The sequence below is a fragment of the Pseudomonas sp. GD03858 genome (genome assembly GCF_029840925.1).
Taxonomy (GTDB): domain Bacteria; phylum Pseudomonadota; class Gammaproteobacteria; order Pseudomonadales; family Pseudomonadaceae; genus Aquipseudomonas.
Genome location: NZ_JAOCDM010000104.1, coordinates 1 through 20,649, shown reverse-complemented (window position 1 = coordinate 20,649; position 20,649 = coordinate 1). Strand labels below are relative to the sequence as shown.

Annotated in this window: 16 protein-coding genes and 1 pseudogene; 5 read left to right on the top strand and 12 right to left on the bottom strand. The window is 64.7% G+C overall.

Annotation, left to right across the window (positions count from 1 at the left end; all coding sequences use genetic code 11):
- The 7 genes and pseudogenes from N5D48_RS21200 to N5D48_RS21170 all read right to left on the bottom strand — a co-directional run.
- A pseudogene (locus N5D48_RS21200) lies at positions 1-285 on the bottom strand (acyl-CoA dehydrogenase); the annotation flags it as partial.
- Positions 286-293: 8 nt separating this feature from the next.
- The gene (locus N5D48_RS21195) at positions 294-1,487 is read right to left on the bottom strand and encodes an acetyl-CoA C-acyltransferase (protein ID WP_279887737.1); all 1,194 of its coding nucleotides are present in this window, start codon (positions 1,485-1,487) and stop codon (positions 294-296) included.
- 12 nt (positions 1,488-1,499) lie between these two features.
- Complete coding sequence (locus N5D48_RS21190) at positions 1,500-2,267, bottom strand: SDR family NAD(P)-dependent oxidoreductase (RefSeq protein ID WP_279887735.1); 768 nt, start codon at positions 2,265-2,267, stop codon at positions 1,500-1,502.
- A 12-nt stretch (positions 2,268-2,279) separates the two neighbouring features.
- Entirely contained in the window at positions 2,280-3,926 is a 1,647-nt protein-coding gene (locus tag N5D48_RS21185) for an acyl-CoA synthetase (protein WP_279887734.1), read from the bottom strand.
- Between the two features lie 88 nt (positions 3,927-4,014).
- A complete protein-coding gene (locus N5D48_RS21180) occupies positions 4,015-8,538 on the bottom strand; it encodes an NEL-type E3 ubiquitin ligase domain-containing protein (protein ID WP_279887733.1) in 4,524 nt (1,507 codons plus the stop codon).
- Between the two features lie 40 nt (positions 8,539-8,578).
- Positions 8,579-9,640: an AraC family transcriptional regulator gene (locus N5D48_RS21175; protein WP_279887731.1), complete on the bottom strand. Its 1,062-nt coding sequence runs from the start codon at positions 9,638-9,640 to the stop codon at positions 8,579-8,581.
- A gap of 57 nt (positions 9,641-9,697) precedes the next feature.
- Positions 9,698-10,561, bottom strand: coding sequence for a LysR substrate-binding domain-containing protein (locus N5D48_RS21170; RefSeq protein WP_279887729.1), 864 nt, complete (start codon positions 10,559-10,561; stop codon positions 9,698-9,700).
- Between the two features lie 114 nt (positions 10,562-10,675).
- On the opposite strand from N5D48_RS21170, the gene N5D48_RS21165 reads away from it, so the two are divergent.
- Both N5D48_RS21165 and phnX read left to right on the top strand, forming a co-directional pair.
- Entirely contained in the window at positions 10,676-11,782 is a 1,107-nt protein-coding gene (locus N5D48_RS21165) for a 2-aminoethylphosphonate--pyruvate transaminase (protein ID WP_279887727.1), read from the top strand.
- A gap of 34 nt (positions 11,783-11,816) precedes the next feature.
- Positions 11,817-12,644: a phosphonoacetaldehyde hydrolase gene (phnX, locus tag N5D48_RS21160; protein WP_279887726.1), complete on the top strand. Its 828-nt coding sequence runs from the start codon at positions 11,817-11,819 to the stop codon at positions 12,642-12,644.
- Between the two features lie 121 nt (positions 12,645-12,765).
- Here the strand turns inward: phnX and N5D48_RS21155 are convergent, their stop codons facing one another.
- Positions 12,766-13,326, bottom strand: a complete 561-nt coding sequence (locus N5D48_RS21155) for an NAD(P)H-dependent oxidoreductase (RefSeq protein WP_279887724.1) — start codon at positions 13,324-13,326, stop codon at positions 12,766-12,768.
- Positions 13,327-13,484: 158 nt separating this feature from the next.
- On the opposite strand from N5D48_RS21155, the gene N5D48_RS21150 reads away from it, so the two are divergent.
- Positions 13,485-13,703: a hypothetical protein gene (locus N5D48_RS21150; protein WP_279887723.1), complete on the top strand. Its 219-nt coding sequence runs from the start codon at positions 13,485-13,487 to the stop codon at positions 13,701-13,703.
- Here the strand turns inward: N5D48_RS21150 and N5D48_RS21145 are convergent.
- The 4 genes from N5D48_RS21145 to N5D48_RS21130 form a co-directional block, all read right to left on the bottom strand.
- Positions 13,687-15,930: an Orn/Lys/Arg decarboxylase N-terminal domain-containing protein gene (locus N5D48_RS21145; RefSeq protein ID WP_279887722.1), complete on the bottom strand. Its 2,244-nt coding sequence runs from the start codon at positions 15,928-15,930 to the stop codon at positions 13,687-13,689. The genes N5D48_RS21150 and N5D48_RS21145 overlap by 17 nt on opposite strands.
- 152 nt (positions 15,931-16,082) lie before the next feature.
- Positions 16,083-16,784: a DNA polymerase III subunit epsilon gene (gene dnaQ / locus N5D48_RS21140; protein WP_279887739.1), complete on the bottom strand. Its 702-nt coding sequence runs from the start codon at positions 16,782-16,784 to the stop codon at positions 16,083-16,085.
- A gap of 211 nt (positions 16,785-16,995) precedes the next feature.
- Positions 16,996-17,442: a ribonuclease HI gene (gene rnhA / locus N5D48_RS21135; protein WP_279887720.1), complete on the bottom strand. Its 447-nt coding sequence runs from the start codon at positions 17,440-17,442 to the stop codon at positions 16,996-16,998.
- Positions 17,443-17,455: 13 nt separating this feature from the next.
- The gene (locus N5D48_RS21130; RefSeq protein WP_279887718.1) at positions 17,456-18,229 is read right to left on the bottom strand and encodes a methyltransferase domain-containing protein; all 774 of its coding nucleotides are present in this window, start codon (positions 18,227-18,229) and stop codon (positions 17,456-17,458) included.
- 84 nt (positions 18,230-18,313) lie between these two features.
- On the opposite strand from N5D48_RS21130, the gene gloB reads away from it, so the two are divergent.
- Together gloB and N5D48_RS21120 are read left to right on the top strand one after the other, a co-directional pair.
- Positions 18,314-19,093, top strand: coding sequence for a hydroxyacylglutathione hydrolase (gene gloB / locus N5D48_RS21125; RefSeq protein ID WP_279887717.1), 780 nt, complete (start codon positions 18,314-18,316; stop codon positions 19,091-19,093).
- Between the two features lie 100 nt (positions 19,094-19,193).
- Positions 19,194-20,624, top strand: coding sequence for a lytic transglycosylase domain-containing protein (locus N5D48_RS21120; protein ID WP_279887715.1), 1,431 nt, complete (start codon positions 19,194-19,196; stop codon positions 20,622-20,624).
- The last annotated feature ends 25 nt before the right edge of the window (positions 20,625-20,649 follow it).

Here is a 20,649-nt window from a genome sequence, read left to right as displayed (position 1 = left end):
CGGCACACAGCCCACCGAGTTGTGCACGCTCATGATGGTCGAGCAGGCGCCGTCACCGGCGGCGATCTCTTCCAGGGCCATGGCATAGGCCACATAGCCGGTGTCGCTGCCGCCGTACTGCTCCGGCACCAGCATGCCGAACAGGCCCAGGCCGGCCATCTCCTCGATGGCCTCCTTGGGGAAACGATGCTCCTTGTCCCATTGCTCGGCAAACGGCTTCAGGCGCTCCTGGGCGAAGTCGCGCACGGCGTCGGCGATCTGTTGTTGCTCTTCAGTTACCAGCATGTTCCACCTCAGTACAGGCACTCGACCGCCATGGCCGTCGCTTCGCCACCGCCGATGCAGATGGCCGCCACGCCGCGACGCAGGTTGTTCTGGCGCAGCGCCGACAGCAAGGTCACCAGAATGCGCGCGCCCGAGGCGCCGATCGGGTGGCCCAGAGCGCAGGCGCCGCCGTGGATATTGACCTTTTCATGGGGCAGGTCGAGGTGCTTCATGGCCGCCAGGGTGACCACGGCGAAGGCCTCGTTGATCTCGAACAGGTCCACCTCGGCCAGGTTCCAGCCGGTGCGCTTGAGCAGTTTGTCGATGGCGCCAATGGGCGCGGTGGGGAACAGCGCCGGGGTGTCGGCAAAGGCCGCGTGGCCATGGATCACCGCCAGCGGCTTGAGGCCACGTTTCTCAGCCTCTGAGCGACGCATCAGCACCAGCGCGGCGGCGCCGTCGGAGATCGAGCTGGAGTTGGCCGCGGTGACGGTGCCGCCTTCGCGGAAGGCTGGCTTGAGCTGCGGGATCTTGTCCAGGCGTGCCTTGGGCGGCTGCTCGTCATCCTTGATGACGCGTTTTTCCTTGCCCTCGGTGACTTCGACCGGAACGATCTCGGCGGCGAAACGGCCGCTCTTGATCGCCTCCTGCGCACGGGTCAGCGAAGCGATGGCGAAGGCGTCCTGGGCCTCGCGGCTGAAGTCGCCCTTCTGCGCGCAGTCCTCGGCGAAGGTGCCCATCAGGCGGCCCTTGTCGTAGGCGTCTTCCAGACCGTCCATGAACATGTGGTCGATGATCTTGCCGTGACCCATGCGGTAACCGCCACGGGCCTTGTCCAGCAGGTACGGGGCGTTGGTCATGCTTTCCATGCCACCGGCGACGATCACGTCGGCGCTGCCGGCCAGCAGCTGGTCGTGGGCCATGATCGCCGCCTGCATGCCCGAACCGCACATCTTGTTCAGGGTGGTGCAGGTGGTGTGCTTGTCCAGGCCGGCACCGAGCGCAGCCTGGCGGGCTGGCGCCTGGCCCTGCCCGGCCGGCAGCACGCAGCCGAACAGCACCTGCTCGACACTGGCGGCGTCGATACCGGCACGCTCGACGGCGGCACGAATCGCCGCGCTGCCCAGCTGCGGCGCGGTCAGGCTCTTGAGGTCGCCCTGCAGGCCGCCCATGGGCGTGCGCACGGCGCTGACGATGACAATCGGATCGTGGTTCAGGCTCATGTTCGGTTCTCCTTACTTGGCAGCCATGCGCAGCGCGCCGTCGAGGCGGATCACCTCGCCGTTGAGCATGCTGTTTTCAATGATGTGGCGGGCAAGCGCGGCGTATTCCTGCGGGCGCCCCAGGCGTGGCGGGAACGGCACGCCGGCGGACAGCGAAGCGCGTACTTCGTCGGTCATGCCGGCCATCATCGGGGTCTCGAAGATGCCAGGGGCGATGGTCATCACGCGGATGCCGAAGCGCGCCAGCTCGCGGGCGGCCGGCAGGGTAAGGCTGGCGATGGCGCCCTTCGAGGCGGCATAGGCCGCCTGGCCGATCTGGCCATCGTAGGCCGCGATGGAGGCGGTATTGATGATCACGCCTCGCTCGCCACCCTCGTCGGCCTGCCCCTCGGCCATCACCGCGGCGGCGAGGCGCAACAGGTTGAAGCTGCCGATCAGGTTGACGTTGATGACCTTGGCGAAGCTGCCCAGGGCGTGCGGGCCATTCTTGCCCAGGACCTTCTCGGCGCCGACGATGCCGGCGCAGTTGACCAGCCCGTGCAGGCGGCCGAAGGCGCCGACGGCGGCGTCGACCGCCGCCTGGGCGGCCTGTTCGTCGCTGATGTCGGCTACCGCGAAGCGGGCATTGGCACCCAGTTCGGTGGCCTTGGCCTCGACGGCGGCGGCGTTCAGGTCGACCAGCATGACCTTGGCGCCGGCCTCGATGAGCATTTGCGCGGTGGCGGCGCCCAGGCCCGAGGCCGCGCCGCTGACGATGAAGTGTTTGTTCGCAATGTGCATGATTGTTTTCCTTCAGGCGCCCGCAGCGATCGGCTGCGCGGCTTGTTGTCGGGCGATTTCCTGGTTGCGCAGGATGAAGCGTTGCAGCTTGCCGCTCGGGGTCTTGGGCAGCTCGCCGACGAATTCGATTTCACGTGGGTAGGCGTGGGCATAGAGACGCTGACGCACGTGCTGGCGCAGCTTCTCCTCCAGCTCGGGACTGCCATCGAAGCCCTGGGCCAGGACCACGAAGGCCTTGATCAGCTCGGTGCGCTCCGGGTCAGGCTTGCCAACCACCGCCGCCTCGACCACGGCCGGATGCTCGATGAGCGCGCTCTCCACATCGAACGGGCCGACCCGGTAGCCCGAAGTGGTGATCACATCATCGCTGCGGCCGACGAAGCTGATGCTGCCGTCCTGGTTGAGCTCGACGGTGTCGCCGGAGAGATAGTACTTGCCGACGAAGGCCTTGGTCGGCCGCTCGTGATAACCGGCGAACCAGCACAGCGGCGACTGCTCACGGTCCACCGCGAGGATGCCGGGCTGACCGGCAGGCAGTTCGTTGCCCTGCTCGTCCACCACCACGATGCGGTGCCCGGGAATGGCGAAGCCGGCTGAGCCAAGATGCACCGGGTGCGCCAGCGCGTGGTGGTTGCACAGCACCATGCCCAGCTCGGTCTGGCCGTAGTGGTCATGGATGGTCACCCCAAGCTCGTCGGCGAACCAACGGATCACCTCGGGATTGAGCGGTTCGCCGGCACTGCTGACCACCCGCAGGCGCCCCTTGATCGGTGCCGAGAATGCGCTGCCTGCCGCGATCAGCAGACGATAGGCCGTCGGCGAGCCCGCCAGGTTGGTGATACCCAGCTTGTCGATGACCCGCGCGCAGCTTTCGACGCTGAACGAGCCGTCGTAGAAGGTGGTGGCGTGCCCCAGGGACAGTGGCCCGGTCACCGCGTAGTAGAGGCCATAGGCCCAGCCGGGATCGGCCAGGTTCCAGAAGCTGTCATCCGGACGCAGGCCAATGGCATCGCGCATGTAGCCCTGAAACGCGACGATCGCGCGCAGCGGTACTTCCAACGGTTTGGCGGGGCCTGTGGTGCCCGAGGTGAACATCAACAGGAAGGGATCATCGCCGGTTCGCATCACCGGCTCGCAAGTGCGGGCGGCTGCGTCGAGGCTGCGATGAAAGTCCGCTTCGCCTTCGGCGGCGCCGACCGTGACGATGAAGGGGCAGCCCGCTACCTCATCGAGCTTGGAGCGGTTGTTGCGGTCGGTGACCACTACCTTGGCATGGGACTGCTCGAGGCGGTGCTCGATGGCCTTTGGCCCGAAGGCGGTGAACAGCGGCTGGTACACCGCGCCCAGGCGCCAGGTGGCGAGAATGGTCACCAGCAGCTCGGGCGTGCGCGGCATGAGCCCGGCGACCCGATCGCCAGCCTTGACACCCTGAGCCTTCAGCACATTGGCAAAGCGTGCGGCCAAGTCCTGCAGTTGATCGAAGGTATGGCGCCCACCATTGCCATCACGGTCTACCCAGATCAGGGCGGGCTTGTCGCTGCCGCTGTGGCGGTCGCAGCACTCGACACAGGCATTGAGGGCATCGAGGTTGCCATGCAGCGCCGCGGCAGCGGCCCGGGCATGGTCGAACGAGCGTGCGGCCTCGGCGTAATCGCGCATCGTCAGACTCCTGGTTTCTTATTGTTGGAGTACACATCGGTCTGACGATGTTCGCGCCGGTCAGCTCATCCGGCAATGGCCAAAGCTGTCAATCAGGCTGAGCGGATTCGACCGAATCGAGCGCCTGCCCGGCGGCTTGCATATTCAGGGCTTCGTGGGCGAACTGGATCGTCACGGCATGTTCCTCCTGCTCGCGCCTGACCTTGAGCACACGCCAACGACGGTCATACTCCGCACTGCTCAGGCTTTTGTCTTCGTCGAGCTTCGTGCCTTCTGCGCCGAAGCGCTCGAGTATCTCGGCGAATACCGCCGCGTGCCGTGCGTCCACATACTTGCGCCAAAACTCACGCCCCGCGAGGCTCTTCGCCAGCGCCTCGTCCGTCTCGCTTGCCTTCACCGCCGCCAATGCCGACTGCTTGAGAGCGTCGGTGACGTCCGCCAACGACACGAACTGCATGTTCCTTGGCTGCCCTGGCAAATCCAGCTCCTTGGTCAGCGCGATGCGATAGCCGATCACCACTTCGAGCACATCGACGTATGCGCCCCCCACCGCCCTTCGCGCTGCCTCATCCCTGGCCAGCAAGTCCACTTGCTCCAGCCGGAACAGCTGCCGGCCCAACTTGAGCAGTTCTTCCCCGCCCTTGCCGGTTGCAGCCTTCGTCGTGGCTTGGTGCACCATCCTCTGGATCAATAGTCCGCTGAAGCGATCAGCGATCCTGTCGACGCACTCGCCTGGCTCGCTGGAGTTGGCGAAAATCAGCTCACGCAAGGTCGCATCGCCGTCGATGGCCTGCAACAACTCCCACAGCTGGCCGGCGAGGTATTCGCTGGCAGAACCGAAGTCCGCCGTTTCGGTGAGTGCGCTCAGCAAACGGAACAACTCACGACTGTCCGCCATGCCTTCCAGGCGCTCCCACAGTGCCCTGCTACTCCCTCGCTCGGCCTCGGGCGCAAGCGCGATCCAGCGCTCCTTGGCAGACGTAGGGATGAGTTCGCGGACAATTTCCGCTCCATGGTTGTGAACCGGGTCCATCCAATAGAGTTCTCGGCGCATCTGCGCTGACATCGGGTTGAAGTCCGTGCGCAGCCGGTACCTGAACTCCGCCGGCATGCTCAGCAGCTCGCCAGGCACCGTCTGGATCTGGTTGCCACTGAGGTCGGCAAACGACAGGAAAGCGCAGTTTTGCAATCCGGCAGGCATCGCCTGCAACCGGCAGCGGCTCACGTACAGGCGCCGCAATTGCGTCGGCTCATTGAAACGCAGGTTCAGTACGCGAATCGGGTTATGGCTGAGGTCGATTGTCCGTAAATGGGGCATTTGCGCAAGCAACTGCTCATCCGCCGCGTCCATTTCGATGCGATTGCCCGAAACCCGCAGTTCAATCAGGTTCTCGCACTGTGCGATGCTTGGCGGCAGAGCGATCAGCTGGTTGTTGCTCACATTCAGGAAACGCAAGCCATCGAAACACCGCAGGAATCTGCCGGGGACTTCCCGCAGCTCCATTCGGCACATCACCAGGTTAGTGATGTGCGTGAGGTCGACCTGTTCCGGCAGTGTCGGCAGCTCCTGAATTCGGCAATTACTCAGGTCGAGCACCCTGCCTTGCACCTCCCCCTCCCTGTTGTAGATCACCTCACTTTCATAGCGCCACGCCTCACGCAAGCGCCTGGCCACGATGCCACGCAATGCCGGTGATACCGACGGCGAATGCGTTTGCGCCCATCCACGCAGCGCGTTGTCGAGCAAGTTGTAATTGTTCTCCTCGAACAACAACGCTTGCAGGGCTCCCCTGCCCAGCGGATCACGTTGCAGTTGCGCGACCTTGCTCTCGACCTGCGCATCGTCGAAGACCGGATAAAGTGCGCGAATGCGCTCTCTGAGGATGCGGGCGCCATTGCGCGTGGCGTTTCTCGAGGATCGCCCGCCGAGCGGGTAACCGACCCGGCCGTCGGGCAACCTTTTTCCGGGGTTGAACCATGGCGTGGACGCCTGCATGTCAAGCAACGGGTACCAATCGCTGCGTTTTGCCGGCAATGCCTTGATCAACGCCAGGCGCAACGATTGCGCAGGGTCGCTCGGGTCGAGCTTGAGCGCGCTGCGCTGGTCCGCGTCGAGCGCGGCGACGATTGCCTGGAAGAGATCCCCCGGCGCGGCCACCTCGAGGTCACGCTCGCTGCCTTGCGCGTCATACAAGCGGAACTCACCATTACGTCGGGTGAGCACGATTCTCGCGTCGCTCGCCACCGCCGGATTGGTGATCGCCAGCATCCGACCATCCTGCGCGCGCAGTTCGAGGCCGACACGGCTCGGCCACATCGGCAGATTTCTGAGCAGTTGCATGACAAGGAGGCCAGCATCCTCGCAATAGACGCTGTTCAGGTACAGAGCCTCCACCGCCCGGTTCAGCCGCGCCAGCTGTAACAGCGAACGTGCCCGAGTGGCGACCGTGTACGGCACGCGTGCCTCGACCCTGGCCACCTGCTCGACCACCGCGTCGCCATCTCTCACCGCTTCCTCGGCATACGCATCGGGCAAGCCGGGGAAATCCCGTTTTACCAGTGCGAACAACGAATTGCTCGGGTGAGCGATGCGCGTCAGATGCTCAAGAAGCATCCCCTGCAATTCACCTTGCCGATCGGCGAGCCACGCCGCTGCGTCAGTCGCATCCACGGTCTGCGTACCTGGCCGGGTACGGCACCACGCCAGCACCTCGGCATCCTCCAGCGTCGCGTTCGGGGCCTTCGCGGCCTCGAACACAGCAGTAATTCTCGCATCGGCCTCGAATCGACGCAGCGTGTCACGCAGATTGACCGGCGCGGGCCGGTTCTGTACCAGCACACCGCGCAGCTCGTCCTGGTCGACGCCCGCCACCGTCAGGATCTGCTCGGTACGCTCCACGTCCAGCGGCGACTGATGAGGCCACAGGCGATTGAGCATGGCGCAGCTATCATCCCATTCCTGCGGACGCTCCAGGCAGATGCGCCAACAACGTTCGCCGTTATGCTCGACCCTCGGCGCGAACGCCGCCTGGTCTTCGGGGTGGCACAGGCGCCATGGCTGCTCAGGGGCCGCCTGCCGTACTTCGTAGTAACGCTGGTCCACGCGCAACCAGTGTCGGCTACGGGACGCATAGAGGCCGTTTTCCTGCAGCACCGGCTGCTCGGGCGTCGACTCGTAGACGCTCAAATCGTGATTCCACAGCCGTTGCTTGCCACCGTCGAGCTCGACGGGTTCCAGCGCATCGACGAAAGCGCTGCCGGCGAAACCGCGCGCGACCAACGCCGCACCGGTTGCCGTCACCGCCGTCACCGCGACCGTCTTGGCCACTTCGATCATATGATCCAGGGCCTCGTGCTGATGGCCCTGCCGCCAGTCCCGCACCCCGGCATAGACCTCACCAAGGGTGTCCATCAGCAGCTTGCCGAGCAGCACCACGCCAATGGCAGGTACCGCCATGCCCGCGACACCCAGCAAACCCAGGCCGATTTCCTCCCAACGCTTGATGCGGCGCTCGGCGGCCTGGTGATCGGCATCGGCGGCGGAGACCAACATCAGCCTGCCATCAGCCCTGAGTCGCGCCACCTGGCTGCGCGCCAGCAAGGCGAACACATTGTCCGGCGCGGCAATGCTGTCCAGATCGAGGTCGGTCACATCGTCGGACAACCGCTTGCTCAAGGTTGCGAGAAAGCCTGGCTGATCGTTCAGACGCACCAAACCACGTACATTGCCCTTGTAGTCTTGGGCGTGCAACGCCACTGCCAGGTACTGGGTCAGCAGGCCGAATGATTCGAAGCGGCGTAGCGGCCGCTCATGATCGAACGGCAGATACAGCAGCACACCAGCCTCATTGTCGTTGTGATCGTACAGTTGGATCAGCAGGGCGTTGACCAGCGTGCAATCGAGCATGCGCAACTGCCCGGCGCTGGCGCGCAGCGGCGCCCCCGATGGGCTGGGCAAGTCGTTGCTCAGGCACCGTAGTGCGGTGTGCTGCTGCTCGGTCAGATGACCTTGCATGAGCGCCTGTTGGCAGGCCAGGGCAAATCCGCTGCGCTGGTGAGTGGCCAGCAGCGCCAGCGTCGTCGCGCTGAGCTGCCGGTCCAGCAGGTCCTGGTATTGCCTGCCGGCATCCAATGCCCGACAACGCGCGGCAAAGTCATCGGCGTCGCCGGACAGCACCGTGGTGCTGCCAGGCTGTACCACGCCACTGCCATCGAAGAACCGCGCCCCTTGGGCGAACCCCTGCATCAGGCGTAAAAGCGCGGGAAAACGCACTTCCCGCTGCTCGTAGTAAGGCGTGCTGATCACCGTCGAGACACCTCGCCGGATATCCAGCCACTGCAGGGCCTTGACGTCGTGTCCCCCTTTGTCGAGACCATCCAGAAGCGGTTTGAACACCTGTTCGGCGAATTGCTGTGGCGACAGCAATCCAATGGTGGCCTGGGACAATTGCCGAGCGCTGGTATCGTGAGCCTTGAGACAATCGCGCAAGGCATCGAGCTGCTCCGCCTTGGCGTTCTTCAGCCAATCAGGCAGTTGCGCCTTGATGAAGTCGTCCGTGAGCGCGTGCGGCGTGATAGCCGCTGTTGATTGGGGCGTTGTAGTCGCTGACATGAAAATAGCATCCTGCTGTTTTGAGGACGCTCGACACTAGTCAGCTCGACGCCCCCATCCCAGAGGGAAGCGACCCCGGCCGATGCAGCGTCTCGCCCTGGACAATCAGGTTGCGGTAATGACCCGGGTTGCAGCCGAACCACTTGCGAAACGCCTTGTAGAACGAGCTGGCATCGGCGAAACCCAGGCGTTGCGCGACATCGCCAAGGCCAAGCCCTGCCTCTGCCAACCAGGCGATCGCCAACTCCCGACGCAGGCTGTCCTTGATGCCTTGGTAACTGTGCCCTTCCTCGGACAAGCGCCGCCGCAAAGTGGCTACCGACATGCACAGGTTCTGCGCTACCGTCTGCGCATCCGGCCATGCGCCTGGCTCGATCTCCAGCAAAGTCCTACGAATGCGTAGCGCCAAACTGCCGGGATCACGGTACTTGACCAGGATGTTGCCCGGCGCTTCGGCCAGGAACCGCTGCAACTCCTGCGGCGTGCGCCGGATCGGCAGGGCCAGGCTATCGGCGGCGATGATCATGCGCGTGCGTGGGCGCTCGAACGTCAGGTTCTGCGAGAACATGACCCGGTAATCGTCACAGAACGGCGGCTCTGCGCAACGCAGTTCGATGGCCAGGATCGGAATCCGCCGGCCGGCCAGCCAGCACGCGACGCCATGCACGATCATCCAGAAGGTGAAGTAGGTGAACGCGCGTCGCGGCTGCTCGCGCGGCTCGTTGATGACGATCTCTGCCAGGCTCTGCTGGCGGACCAGACTCGGTTGCAGGTCTTCGAGCATCAGCGCCAAAAACCCCAGCACGACCTCCAGACCCGCGCCAAGGGTGGGCTGCGCCATGCTCGCCCGACACATGAAGGCCAGGCTGCCGCTGCGCAGGCCGCGCGGGTCCATGGCGAAGAACTCGTCGTTGCAACGACGCGCCAACAAGCGCCAGAGCCGGGCATAGGCCTCGGCGCTGACCCGCGCCTCGGGCAGGTCGAGCTGACCAATCTCGATGCCCGCCCGGGCCAGCAAGCCGACATCGGGCTGGCCCGCCGGGCAACTCTGCAACAGCGCTTCACGCACCAGTTGCATGGAAATGGTGTCTTTCTCGCTCATCGACGGTCCAGTCGGCTGTGTGCCGGCCATCTTAGGCCGCCGCGCTCGAAACAGCCATCACGCGGCAGCCGCCAGGCCAAGAAATGCCTGGATCAGGCGCAAATCGCGGCGCCGTTCCAGGCAGCCGACCATGTGCTGATTGACCAGACCCGAACCGCTCAGCGGACGCGCCACCACTCTCGGGTCATGGGCTACCTCGGTGGACGACACCACGCCGATGCCCAGCTCCGCCGCCACCGCCTCGGTAACCGCCTCGCGACTGTCCAGCTCCAGCAACACCCTTGGCTGCACCCCTTGCTCGACACAGGCCTTGTCGAAAGTCCGGCGGGTGGTCGAGCTGGGCTCGCGCAGCACCATGATCTGCTTGTCCAGCTCGGCCAGCGGCAAGTCCGCCTCGCCAGCCGCCCAGGCGTGCCCCGCCGGCAGCAAAGCGCATAGACGCGACTGGCACAGGCTCTGCAGGTGCAGTCCCTTGCGCGGTTCGATCTCGGTCAGCACTGCTACGTCGGCATGTTCCGACAGCAATGCGGCCAAGGTTTCCTGGGCGTTGCCCAGCCGCAGGTTGACAGTGATGCCGGGGTAGCGTTCGCGTAACTGCGCCAGCATCGGCATGACCCGGTGCGGTCCATCGGCGGCCACCTCCAGGCGCCCGGTCAGCAACTGACGGTTGGCCTCGAGCATCGCCTGGGCCTCCTCGGCCAGGCCGAACATGGCCCGGGTGATGGCCGCCAGGCGCGTACCCTCTTCGGTCAACTCCACCCGCCTGGCGGTTCTGCGCAGCAAGGTGATCTGGTAGTGCTCCTCCAGCGCCTTCACATGCCCGGTCACCGCGGGCTGGCTGATGAACAGACGCTCGGCGGCACGAGTGAAGCTGCCCTCACGGGCCACGGCATCGAAAGCACGGAGCTGGAACAGATTCATATCTATCGGCCTTACTTATGGCTGGCATATCTACAAACAATTTGATTGATGAGTCAGCGAATTGCAACCTAGCCTCCATAGTTTTCCAGCCCACCACAAGTGAGGAACCACGGAATGAGCAACGCCCCGATCCTGCTGACCCCCGGTCCCCTGACCACCTCGATCCGCACCCGCCAGGCCATGCTCGTGGACTGGGGTTCCTGGGACCGCGACTTCAACCAGCTGACCGCCAGCGTCTGCGAGCAACTGCTGGCCATCATCGATGGCGGCACCAGCCACCACTGTGTACCCCTGCAAGGCAGCGGCACCTTCGCCGTCGAAGCAGCGATCGGCACCCTGGTGCCCCGTGACGGCAAGGTGCTGGTACTGATCAACGGCGCCTACGGCCAGCGCCTGGCCAAGATCTGCAAGGTGCTGGGCCGCAGCTACAGCACCTTCGAAACCGCCGAGGACCAGCCGACCACCGCCGCCGACGTCGACCGCCTGCTGGCCGCCGACCCTGCCGTGACCCATGTGGCGCTGATCCACTGCGAGACCAGCACCGGCATCCTCAACCCGCTGGCCGAGATCGCCCAGGTGATCAAGCGCCACGACAAGCGCCTGATCATCGACGCCATGAGCTCGTTCGGCGCGCTGCCGATCGACGCCCGCGAGATTCCCTTCGAGGCGCTGATCGCCGCCTCCGGCAAATGCCTGGAAGGCGTGCCGGGCATGGGCTTCGTGTTTGCCGAGAAGCACGCGCTGGCCGCCGCCGAAGGCAACGCCCACTCCCTGGCCATGGACCTGCACGACCAGCACGCGTACATGGCCAAGACCGGCCAGTGGCGCTTCACCCCGCCGACCCACGTGGTCGCCGCCCTGCACGCAGCGCTGCAGCAGTACAACGAAGAGGGTGGACTGCCCGCCCGCCACCAGCGCTACGCCGACAACTGCAAGACCCTGCTCGACGGCATGGCGAACATCGGCCTGCAGAGCTTCCTGCCCGCCGACATCCAGGCACCGATCATCGTCACCTTCCACGCGCCGAAAGATCCGCGCTACCAGTTCAAGGACTTCTACGAGCGGGTCAAGGCCAAGGGCTTCATCCTCTATCCGGGCAAGCTGACCCAGGTCGAGACCTTCCGCGTCGGCTGCATCGGCGTGGTCGGCGCGGCCGGCATGCAAGCCGCCGTGGACGCCGTGGCCGAGGTGCTGCGGGAAATGGAAGTGCTGGACATCTGACCCTCTGCCTACCCAATTCAAGGAAAACGCGCACATGAACTACAGCAACCCCACCCAGCTGCAAGCCGCCATCCTCGACTGGGCCGGCACCGTGGTCGACTTCGGCTCCTTCGCCCCGACCCAGATCTTCGTAGAGGCCTTCGCCGAGTTCGATGTGCAGGTATCCATCGAGGAGGCTCGTGGCCCGATGGGCATGGGCAAGTGGGACCATATTCGCACCCTGTGCGATGTGCCGGAAATCGCCGAGCGTTATCGCAAGGTGTTCGGCCGCACGCCGACCGACGACGACGTCACCGCCATCTACGAACGCTTCATGCCGCTGCAGATCGAGAAGATCGCCGTGCACTCGGCGCTGATTCCCGGCGCGCTGGAGACCCTGACCGGGCTGCGCAAGGACGGCCTGAAGATCGGTTCCTGCTCGGGCTACCCGAAAGTGGTGATGGACAAGGTGGTCGAGCTGGCCGCGCAGAACGGCTACGTCGCCGACCACGTGGTGGCCACCGACGAGACGCCGAACGGTCGTCCGTGGCCGGCCCAGGCCCTGGCCAACGTGATCGCCCTGGGCATCGACGATGTGGCAGCCTGCGTGAAGGTCGACGACACCGTGCCGGGGATCCTCGAAGGCCGCCGTGCCGGGATGTGGACCGTGGCACTGGTGTGTTCGGGCAATGCCCTGGGCCTGACCTGGGAAGGCTACCGGGCACTGAGCGCGCAGAAGCTGGAAAGCGAACGCACGCGCATTCACGCGATGTTCGCAGGCTCACGCCCTCACTACCTGATCGACACCATCAACGAGCTGCCCGAGGTGATTGCCGATATCAACCGGCGGTTGGCCAAGGGAGAGATGCCGCAGAGCGCCTGATGTCGAGAATCATCGCGGGGCAAGCCCGCTCCCACAGGGATATCACTGCCTTTGAAGTCGGTGATTTTCCTGTGGGAGCGGGTTTACCCGCGAAGGCGTCAGTGCAGACAACCGAGAACCATCAGACTGCCCGGTTCAGCTTCACCCACGACGCGAACCTGTCGATAAAGCCCTGCAGGAACGGCCGGGTCTTGTCGTTCAGCTTGCCGCTGTCATCGAACAGCGTCGCCGCCCCACCGATATAGGCCTCGGGCATCTGCATGCAAGGCATGTCGAGAAACACCAGCGACTGGCGCAGCGCATGGTTGGCGCCAAAGCCACCGATCGCCCCGGGCGAGACACTGACCACCGCCGCCGGCTTGCCGCTCCAGGCGCTCTTTCCATAAGGCCGAGAGCCCACATCGATCGCGTTCTTCAACCCGCCAGGCACCGAACGGTTGTACTCCGGCGTCACGAACAGCACCGCGTCGCTGCGACGGATCTCGTCACGAAAACGCGTCCACGCCTCTGGCGGCCCATCGGCCTCGACATCTTCGTTGTACAACGGCAGGTCGCCGATCTCGACGATCCGCAGGGCAAGGCTGGACGGCGCCAGCTCAGACAGCGCGCGGGCCACCTTGCGGTTGTAGGAGTCCTTGCGCAAGCTGCCGACGACGACCGCTACCGAATAGACCTGGCTCATGGCGTTTTGCAACCTCTACTCAGGGAATGGGACCTGTTAGTTATAGATGACCGTTCCTCGTATCCCTGGATTTTTTCCACCTGACGGAAAACTTCCGAAGCATTTCGCTTGTCTATGCCTACAGACATTTCCTACACGATTCAGAGGTTTCCAGCTAAATGGCAGCAGTAATGGTCGGCCAGTTCCACGCCCGAGACGCCGAAGGCCGCATCTACCCCGTCCACGAATTCCAGGAGTCCACCCTCCAGGCGGACGGCAGCACCCTCGGCGCGCCGATTACCAGCTATCGACTGGCCATCGGCGATCGCGTCAATCACCTGGGCGACGACCGTTTCGAACTGGCCCAGACCGGCGTCGAGATCATCCGCATTCCTTGACGCAATCGACGGTGTACAGCGGCCCCTCGCGCTGCAGGCCATGCACGTCGGCGACGAACCCCGGGAAACCTTGGTCGAACGCCCGAGCACAATCCAGGTAGACCAGGATCGAACGGGTCGCCTCGGTGAACCGCTCGCCCGGCATGATCAAGGGAATCCCAGGGGGGTAGGGCACCAGCATCACCGCCGCGACCCGGCCAAGCAGCTGCTCGATCGGCACCGCCTCCACGTCCCCGCGCACCATCCGGTCATAGGCTTCGGCTGGCGTCATCGCCACGTCGGGCAGACGGGTGAACAACAGCTTGAGCTGCCTGGAGGTGGCGTTGCTGCGGTAGAACCCATGCAACTGCTGGCACAGGTCGCGCAGCCCCAATCCCTGATAGCGTGACGGCTGGCCCGTCACCACGCTGGGCAGGCAGTCGGCCAGCGCGGTATTGGCATCGTAGTGGCGCTTGAACTCCAGCAACTCGGTGAGCAGCGTACTCCATTTGCCCTTGGTGATGCCCATCGAGAACAGCACCAGGAAGCTGTACAGGCCGGTCTTCTCCACCACCAGTCCTCGCTCCCAGAGAAACTTGCCGACCACCGCAGCCGGTATGCCCTGCTCACCCCCTCCACCGCCGGCCCCCGGCATCACCAGGGTGACCTTGAGCGGGTCGAGCAACACATAGTCGTCGCTCAGTTCGGCGAAGCCATGCCAGTCGTCCCCTGGCCGCAGCAGCCAGTCCGCCGCCTCCAGCCGCTCGCCGCCCTGCGCCAGCGGTGGCTGCCAGATGCTGAACCACCAGTCGTCGGCGGCGATGTGCTCGCGCAGGTTGGCCAGGGCACGGCGAAAGCTCAGCGCCTCGTCGAACATTTCCTGCAACAGCGAATGCCCGGCCGGCCCTTCCATCATCGCCGAGGCCACGTCCAGCGAGGCGAGGATGCTGTACTGCGGCGAGGTGGAGATATGCATCATGAACGCTTCGTTGAAGCGGTCGCGGTCCAGCGCACGGGTGGCCCCATCCTGTACATGGATCATCGAGGCCTGGCTGAACGCCGCGAGCAACTTGTGGGTGGAATGGGTGCTGAACAGCAGCGGGCCATCGTCGCCACGCGGCGTGCCCATGGCGTAGCGGTCGGCGAAGAAGCCATGGAAGGCGGCGTAGGCGAACCAGGCTTCGTCGAAATGCAGCACCTCGGCACTGCCCGCAAGGGCCTGCTTGATCAGGCCGGCGTGATAGCACAGCCCGTCATAGGTGGAGTTGGTGACGACCGCCAGCTTGATCCTGGGGGGGCGCCCCTGGGCCAGCGGATGGGCCTGGATCTTCGCCTGGATCGCCTCGGGGCTGAATTCGCTGAGCGGAATCGGCCCGATGATGCCCAGCTCGTTGCGTTCCGGGCACAGGTAAAGAGGGATGGCACCGGTCATAATGATGGCATGCACCACCGACTTGTGGCAGTTGCGGTCCACCAGCACCAGGTCATCGCGACCGACCATGGCATGCCAGACGATCTTGTTGGCGGTGGAGGTGCCGTTGATGACGAAGAAGGTGTGATCGGCACCGAAGTTGCGCGCCGCCCGCGCCTCAGCCTCTGCCAGCGGCCCGGTGTGATCGAGCAGCGAACCCAGCTCGGGTACCGAGACGGACAGGTCCGAACGCAGCGTGTTCTCGCCGAAGAACTGGTGGAAGGCCTGCCCCACCGGGCTCTTGTGGTAGGCCACGCCACCGCCGTGCCCCGGCGTGTGCCAGGAGTAGTTCGATTGCGCGGTGTGTTGCACCAGGGCCTTGAAGAACGGTGGCAACAGGCCGTCAAGATAGTTGTGCGCGGCACGCGCGACCTGGCGGGCGAGAAACGGCACGGTGTCTTCGAACAGGTAGAGGATGCCGCGCAACTGGTTGAGCTCGCTCATGGCCTCGGCCGGGGCGTTCTCCAGGGTCACCTGCTCGCCCAGGGCGAAGATCGGCAGATTGGGCGCGCGCAAACGGGCCAGACGGATCAGCTCGGCCATGTTCTGCAACAGGTGCGAACTGTCGCCGGCGCCTTCGGCGGCGATCAGCATGCAGGCCAAGCCATGATGAGTGGCGGCCACCAACCGCGCTTCGGCCTGGTCGGCGGCGGCGAGGATGGCGAAACCGTCCTGGGCCAGTTCGTCGGCAATGCCGCGCACACGCTCACCGGCGACACTGTCGGCCTTGATCGCCCGATGGACGATGAGAATGGGGAACTTGAGGTCCTTGTACATCGGGCGGCTACCTCTGCGGGGCTTTTCCCCTCAGGGTAGTTGAGGCTGGTGTTGTCAGTGCCGGCCTCTTCGCGGGTAAACCCGCTCCCACAGGTTCGGGGATAGCCTGTGGGAGCGGGTTTACCCGCGAAAGGGCCAGTACTGCTGGCAAATCAGCTGGCGGGGGCCTCGGTCAGCGCCTGCCACATCGCCGGCCCACCGGCTGACTTGGCAACGGCCGCCAAGCGCTCTGCATGGGCCTCGAGCTCTTCCTCGCTGGCCATGATCACCTTACCCGCCGCACGGCCGGTAATCCGACGGATCTCGCTGCCGGTACTGCCCTGCCCGTCCTCGCCCTGCGCGCCATCTCCCGCCAGTGACAGGCTGGTCTGGCCACCGGTCATCGCCAGGTAGACGTCGGCCAGCAGTTCCGAGTCGAGCAGCGCGCCGTGCAGCTCACGGCCAGAGTTGTCGATGCCGTAGCGTTTGCACAGCGCGTCGAGGCTGTTGCGCTGCCCAGGATGGCGCGAGCGCGCCATCATCAGGGTATCGAGGATGGTGCAGTGCTGCGTGATGTCGGCCCGCTCGGGGTGGCCGCTCAGGGCGAACTCGTTGTTGATGAAACCGACGTCGAACGCTGCGTTGTGGATGACCAGGGTCGCGCCCTGGATGAAGTCGAAGAACTCGTCGGCGATGTCGACGAAATGCGGCTTGCCGACCAGGAAGGCATCGGTGATGCCGTGGACGTTGATCGCGCCTTCGTCACTCTCGCGATCGGGCTGCAGGTAGACATGGAAGTGCCGCCCGGTCAGGCGCCGGCCAACGACCTCGACGCAACCGATCTCGACGATGCGGTGGCCCTCGGCCACTGGCATGCCGGTGGTCTCGGTATCGAGGATGATGAACCGTTTGTCTTGCTGCTCCACGCGGGGGACTCCAACTGGCGGTGCTTGAATTCGGGGTGGGAGTATAACTCAAGCTGCAAGCTGCAAGCTGCAAGCCTCAAGCCTCAAGCTCAAGTAAAGAGCAGCCGCACATCAGACCCGCTTTTACTTGTGGCTTGCCGCTTGCAGCTTGCAACTGCTTTCAGCGCTGGGCCCGAACCTCGTCCACCCCGCGATTGGCCAACTGGTCGGCCCGCTCGTTGCCCGGATGACCGATATGCCCGCGCACCCACTTCCAGGTCACCTTGTGCCGGTTGACCTGTTCATCGAGGGCCATCCACAGGTCGGCGTTCTTCACCGGCTCCTTGGCGGCGGTCTTCCAGCCGCGCTTCTTCCAGTTGGTCATCCACTCGTTGATGCCCTTCATCACATACTGAGAGTCGGTGGTCAGGATCACCTCGCACTCGCGCTTGAGCGCCTTCAGGCCCTCGATCGCGGCCATCAGCTCCATGCGGTTGTTGGTGGTCTCGCGCTCGCCGCCCCACAGTTCCTTCTCGACGCCCTTGAAAACCATCAGGACGCCCCAGCCGCCCGGGCCGGGATTGCCCTTGCAGGCACCATCGGTGTAGATCTCGACGCTATCGCTCATGTACCACTCGTGTTCAGTGCTTTTCGGAATCGGGGTGGGTGGCGCTACGGTTGACCTTGGCCAACGGCAGCGGCAGCAGCTTGCCCATCGGCTCGCGCCGCTCCAGACGCAGCGGCCGCAGGCCGACCACCATCTTGCGCGCCACCAGCAGGTAGACCCCACCGCCAGCACTCTGCCAGCCGCCTGCCACCCGCTCCCAGCCCGCCAAGCGTTGCTGCCAGGCCGGCGAGGCAAGCGGCGGACGATAGCACCCGAAGCGGCGTTTCTCCAGCGCGAAGCCCAACAGGTTGAGCCAGTCGCCGACCCGCGACGGCGGGATGCAACGCGCCTTGCGCAACGCGCCACGGCTGAAGAAGTGGCGCAGGCCCCAGCTGCTCCAGGGATTGATGCCGACAATCAGCAGGTGACCGCCAGGACGCACCGCGCTGGCCGCTTCACGAAGCAGGCCATGGGGCGAAAGACTGAAGTCCAGGCCATGCTGCAGCACCACCACATCGGCGGCGTGCTCCGACAACGGCCAGGCCTGTTCCTCGCAGACGATCTCCACGCCCGGCAGCGGCGCGCCAAGGCGCACGTTGCGTTGCACCTGCGGCGCATTGGGCGGGGGCTCGGCACAGGGGCCGTAATGCACCAGGTAGCCACCGAAAAAGCGCCGCAGCTCTTCCTCGAGCAACTTTTCCTCTTCCTTGAGCATCAACTGCCCCAGAGGCCCATCGAACCAGTCGCGAGCCAGGCGGATGAGTTCGACCCAGTCAGGGTCGGCCTGGGCGAAGGCTTGGTCGGTCATTGCATTCTCCCTCGAAGGTTCTCCGGCCGCGCCATCGCGGCTAAGATGCCCCCAATGTCCAGGCTTGGCGATACGGATCCGCACATGATACAGATCGATGCCCTACCCGCTTTCAACGACAACTACATCTGGTTGTTACAGGATACTGCCAATCGCCGCTGCGCAGTGGTCGATCCCGGTGATGCCAGGCCGGTGCTCGCCTGGCTCGGCCAGCATCCCGACTGGGTGCTGGAGACGATCCTCGTCACCCACCACCACCATGATCATGTCGGCGGCGTCGAGGCCTTGAAGCAGGCCACCGGCGCCCGGGTCCACGGCCCGGCCAACGAACGTATCCCTGGTCGCGACATCGCCCTGGAGGACGGCGCGCAGGTCCAGGCACTGGGCCTGACGTTCGAGGTCATGGCCGTGCCCGGCCACACCCTGGGGCACATCGCCTATTACACTGCGCAATCGCCCACGCCGCTACTGTTCAGTGGCGACACCCTGTTCGCCGCCGGTTGCGGGCGCCTGTTCGAGGGCACCCCGGAGCAGATGCACCACTCGCTGCAACGCCTGGCCGGCCTGCCTGGCGAAACCGAAGTCTACTGCGCCCACGAATACACCCTGAGCAACTTGCGCTTCGCCTGTGCCGTCGAACCCGACAACCCACACGTTCACCAACGGTTCGAGGACGTTACCCGGCTGCGCGCCGACAATCGCATCACATTGCCATCAACCATCGGTCTGGAGCGACTGACCAATCCATTCCTGCGCACCGCTGAAACATCCGTTAAACAAAAAGCAGACGAATGGAAGGGGCATTCCAACCCAAGCCAAGCCACTGTTTTTGCTGCCTTGAGGTCTTGGAAAGACGTGTTCTGATAACCCCGAGATATATCGCAGCGCACCCCCAAAGGTTGACCCGGCCGGGACCGGTTTCTAGAATCGCCCAACTTTTTTGCCCGGATAACCGTTCCCGCCGATGTCTTCCCGTAGCCGCAGAACCGCTCATTCGGTCGCCCTGACGCGACTGGCACAGATCAGTGCGCTGGCGCTGGCCGCCACCCTGGTCGGGTGCCAGAGCACCCGTCAGCTCGACGAATCCGACAGCGTTCGCGCGCACAATTACCAGGCGCGGTTCAAGCACAAGCCTGCACCGTTGGTGGTCAAGGCCAAGGAGCAGGCACCGCCCCAGGATGTCTGGGAGCGCATGCGCCAAGGCTTCACACTGCAGGACGGCATGGACGTCAACCCGCGCATCGAACAGCAGCGCCTGTGGTTCGCCAGCAACCCGTCGTTCCTCGAGAACGCCGGCGAGCGCGGCAGCCTCTACCTGCACTACATCGTCGAGCGCCTCGAAGAGCGCGACATGCCGCTGGAGCTGGCGCTGCTGCCGGCCATCGAGAGCGCCTACAACCCGATGGCGTATTCCCGTGCGCATGCCGCTGGCATGTGGCAGTTCATCCCGTCCACCGGGCGCCACTTCAACCTGCGCCAGACCAACTTCTACGACGGTCGCCGTGACGTCACCGCCTCGACCAACGCCGCGCTGGACTACCTGAATCGCCTGCACGACATGTTCAACGGCGACTGGCTGCTGGCCCTGGCGGCCTACAACGCCGGCGAAGGCACCGTCAGCCGCGCCATCGAGCGCAACGAACGCCTGGGCCTGCCGACCGACTACTGGAACCTGCCGCTGCCGCAGGAAACCCGCGACTACGTACCCAAGCTGCTGGCCCTGTCGCAGGTGGTCAACACCCCAGCGGCCTATGGGATCAATCTGAACCCGATCGCCAACGAACCCTATTTCGAAGCGGTCGCCATCAACGACCGTCTTGACCTGTCGCGGGTCGCCGCCTTCGCCGACATCGACGAAGACGAGCTGATCCAGCTCAACCCGGCATTCAAGAAGCGCATGACCGTGGACGGCCCGCAGCAACTGCTGGTACCGACCGCCAAGGCGCAACTACTGAACGATCGCATGTCCAACCTCAAGCCCGAGGAACTGGTCAGCCTGCAGCCGAACAAGGCCGTGTTCCAGGCTGCCCTGGCCGAAGCCAAGGCGCCGGCGGCGCGCAGCTACCGGGTCAAGCGTGGCGACAACCTCGGCAGCATCGCCAAGGCCAACCGGGTGTCGGTCAAGCAGTTGCAAAGCTGGAACCGCATTCGCGGCAACAACCTCAAGGTTGGCCAGGTACTGGCCCTGCGTGGCGGCAGCGCGCCGAGCGCGGCGGCCAATCGCGTGGCCGATTCGAAGCAGCGCTCGACCCAGTACAAGGTACGCAAGGGCGACTCGTACTACCTGGTGGCCAAGCGCTTCAATGTCGAGATGAAACACCTCAAGCGCTGGAATCCGCGCAGCGGGCATGCGCTCAAGCCGGGGCAGACGCTGACCGTCTACCTGTCGCGTTGATGTGAGTCCCGGGGGCGCTTCGCGC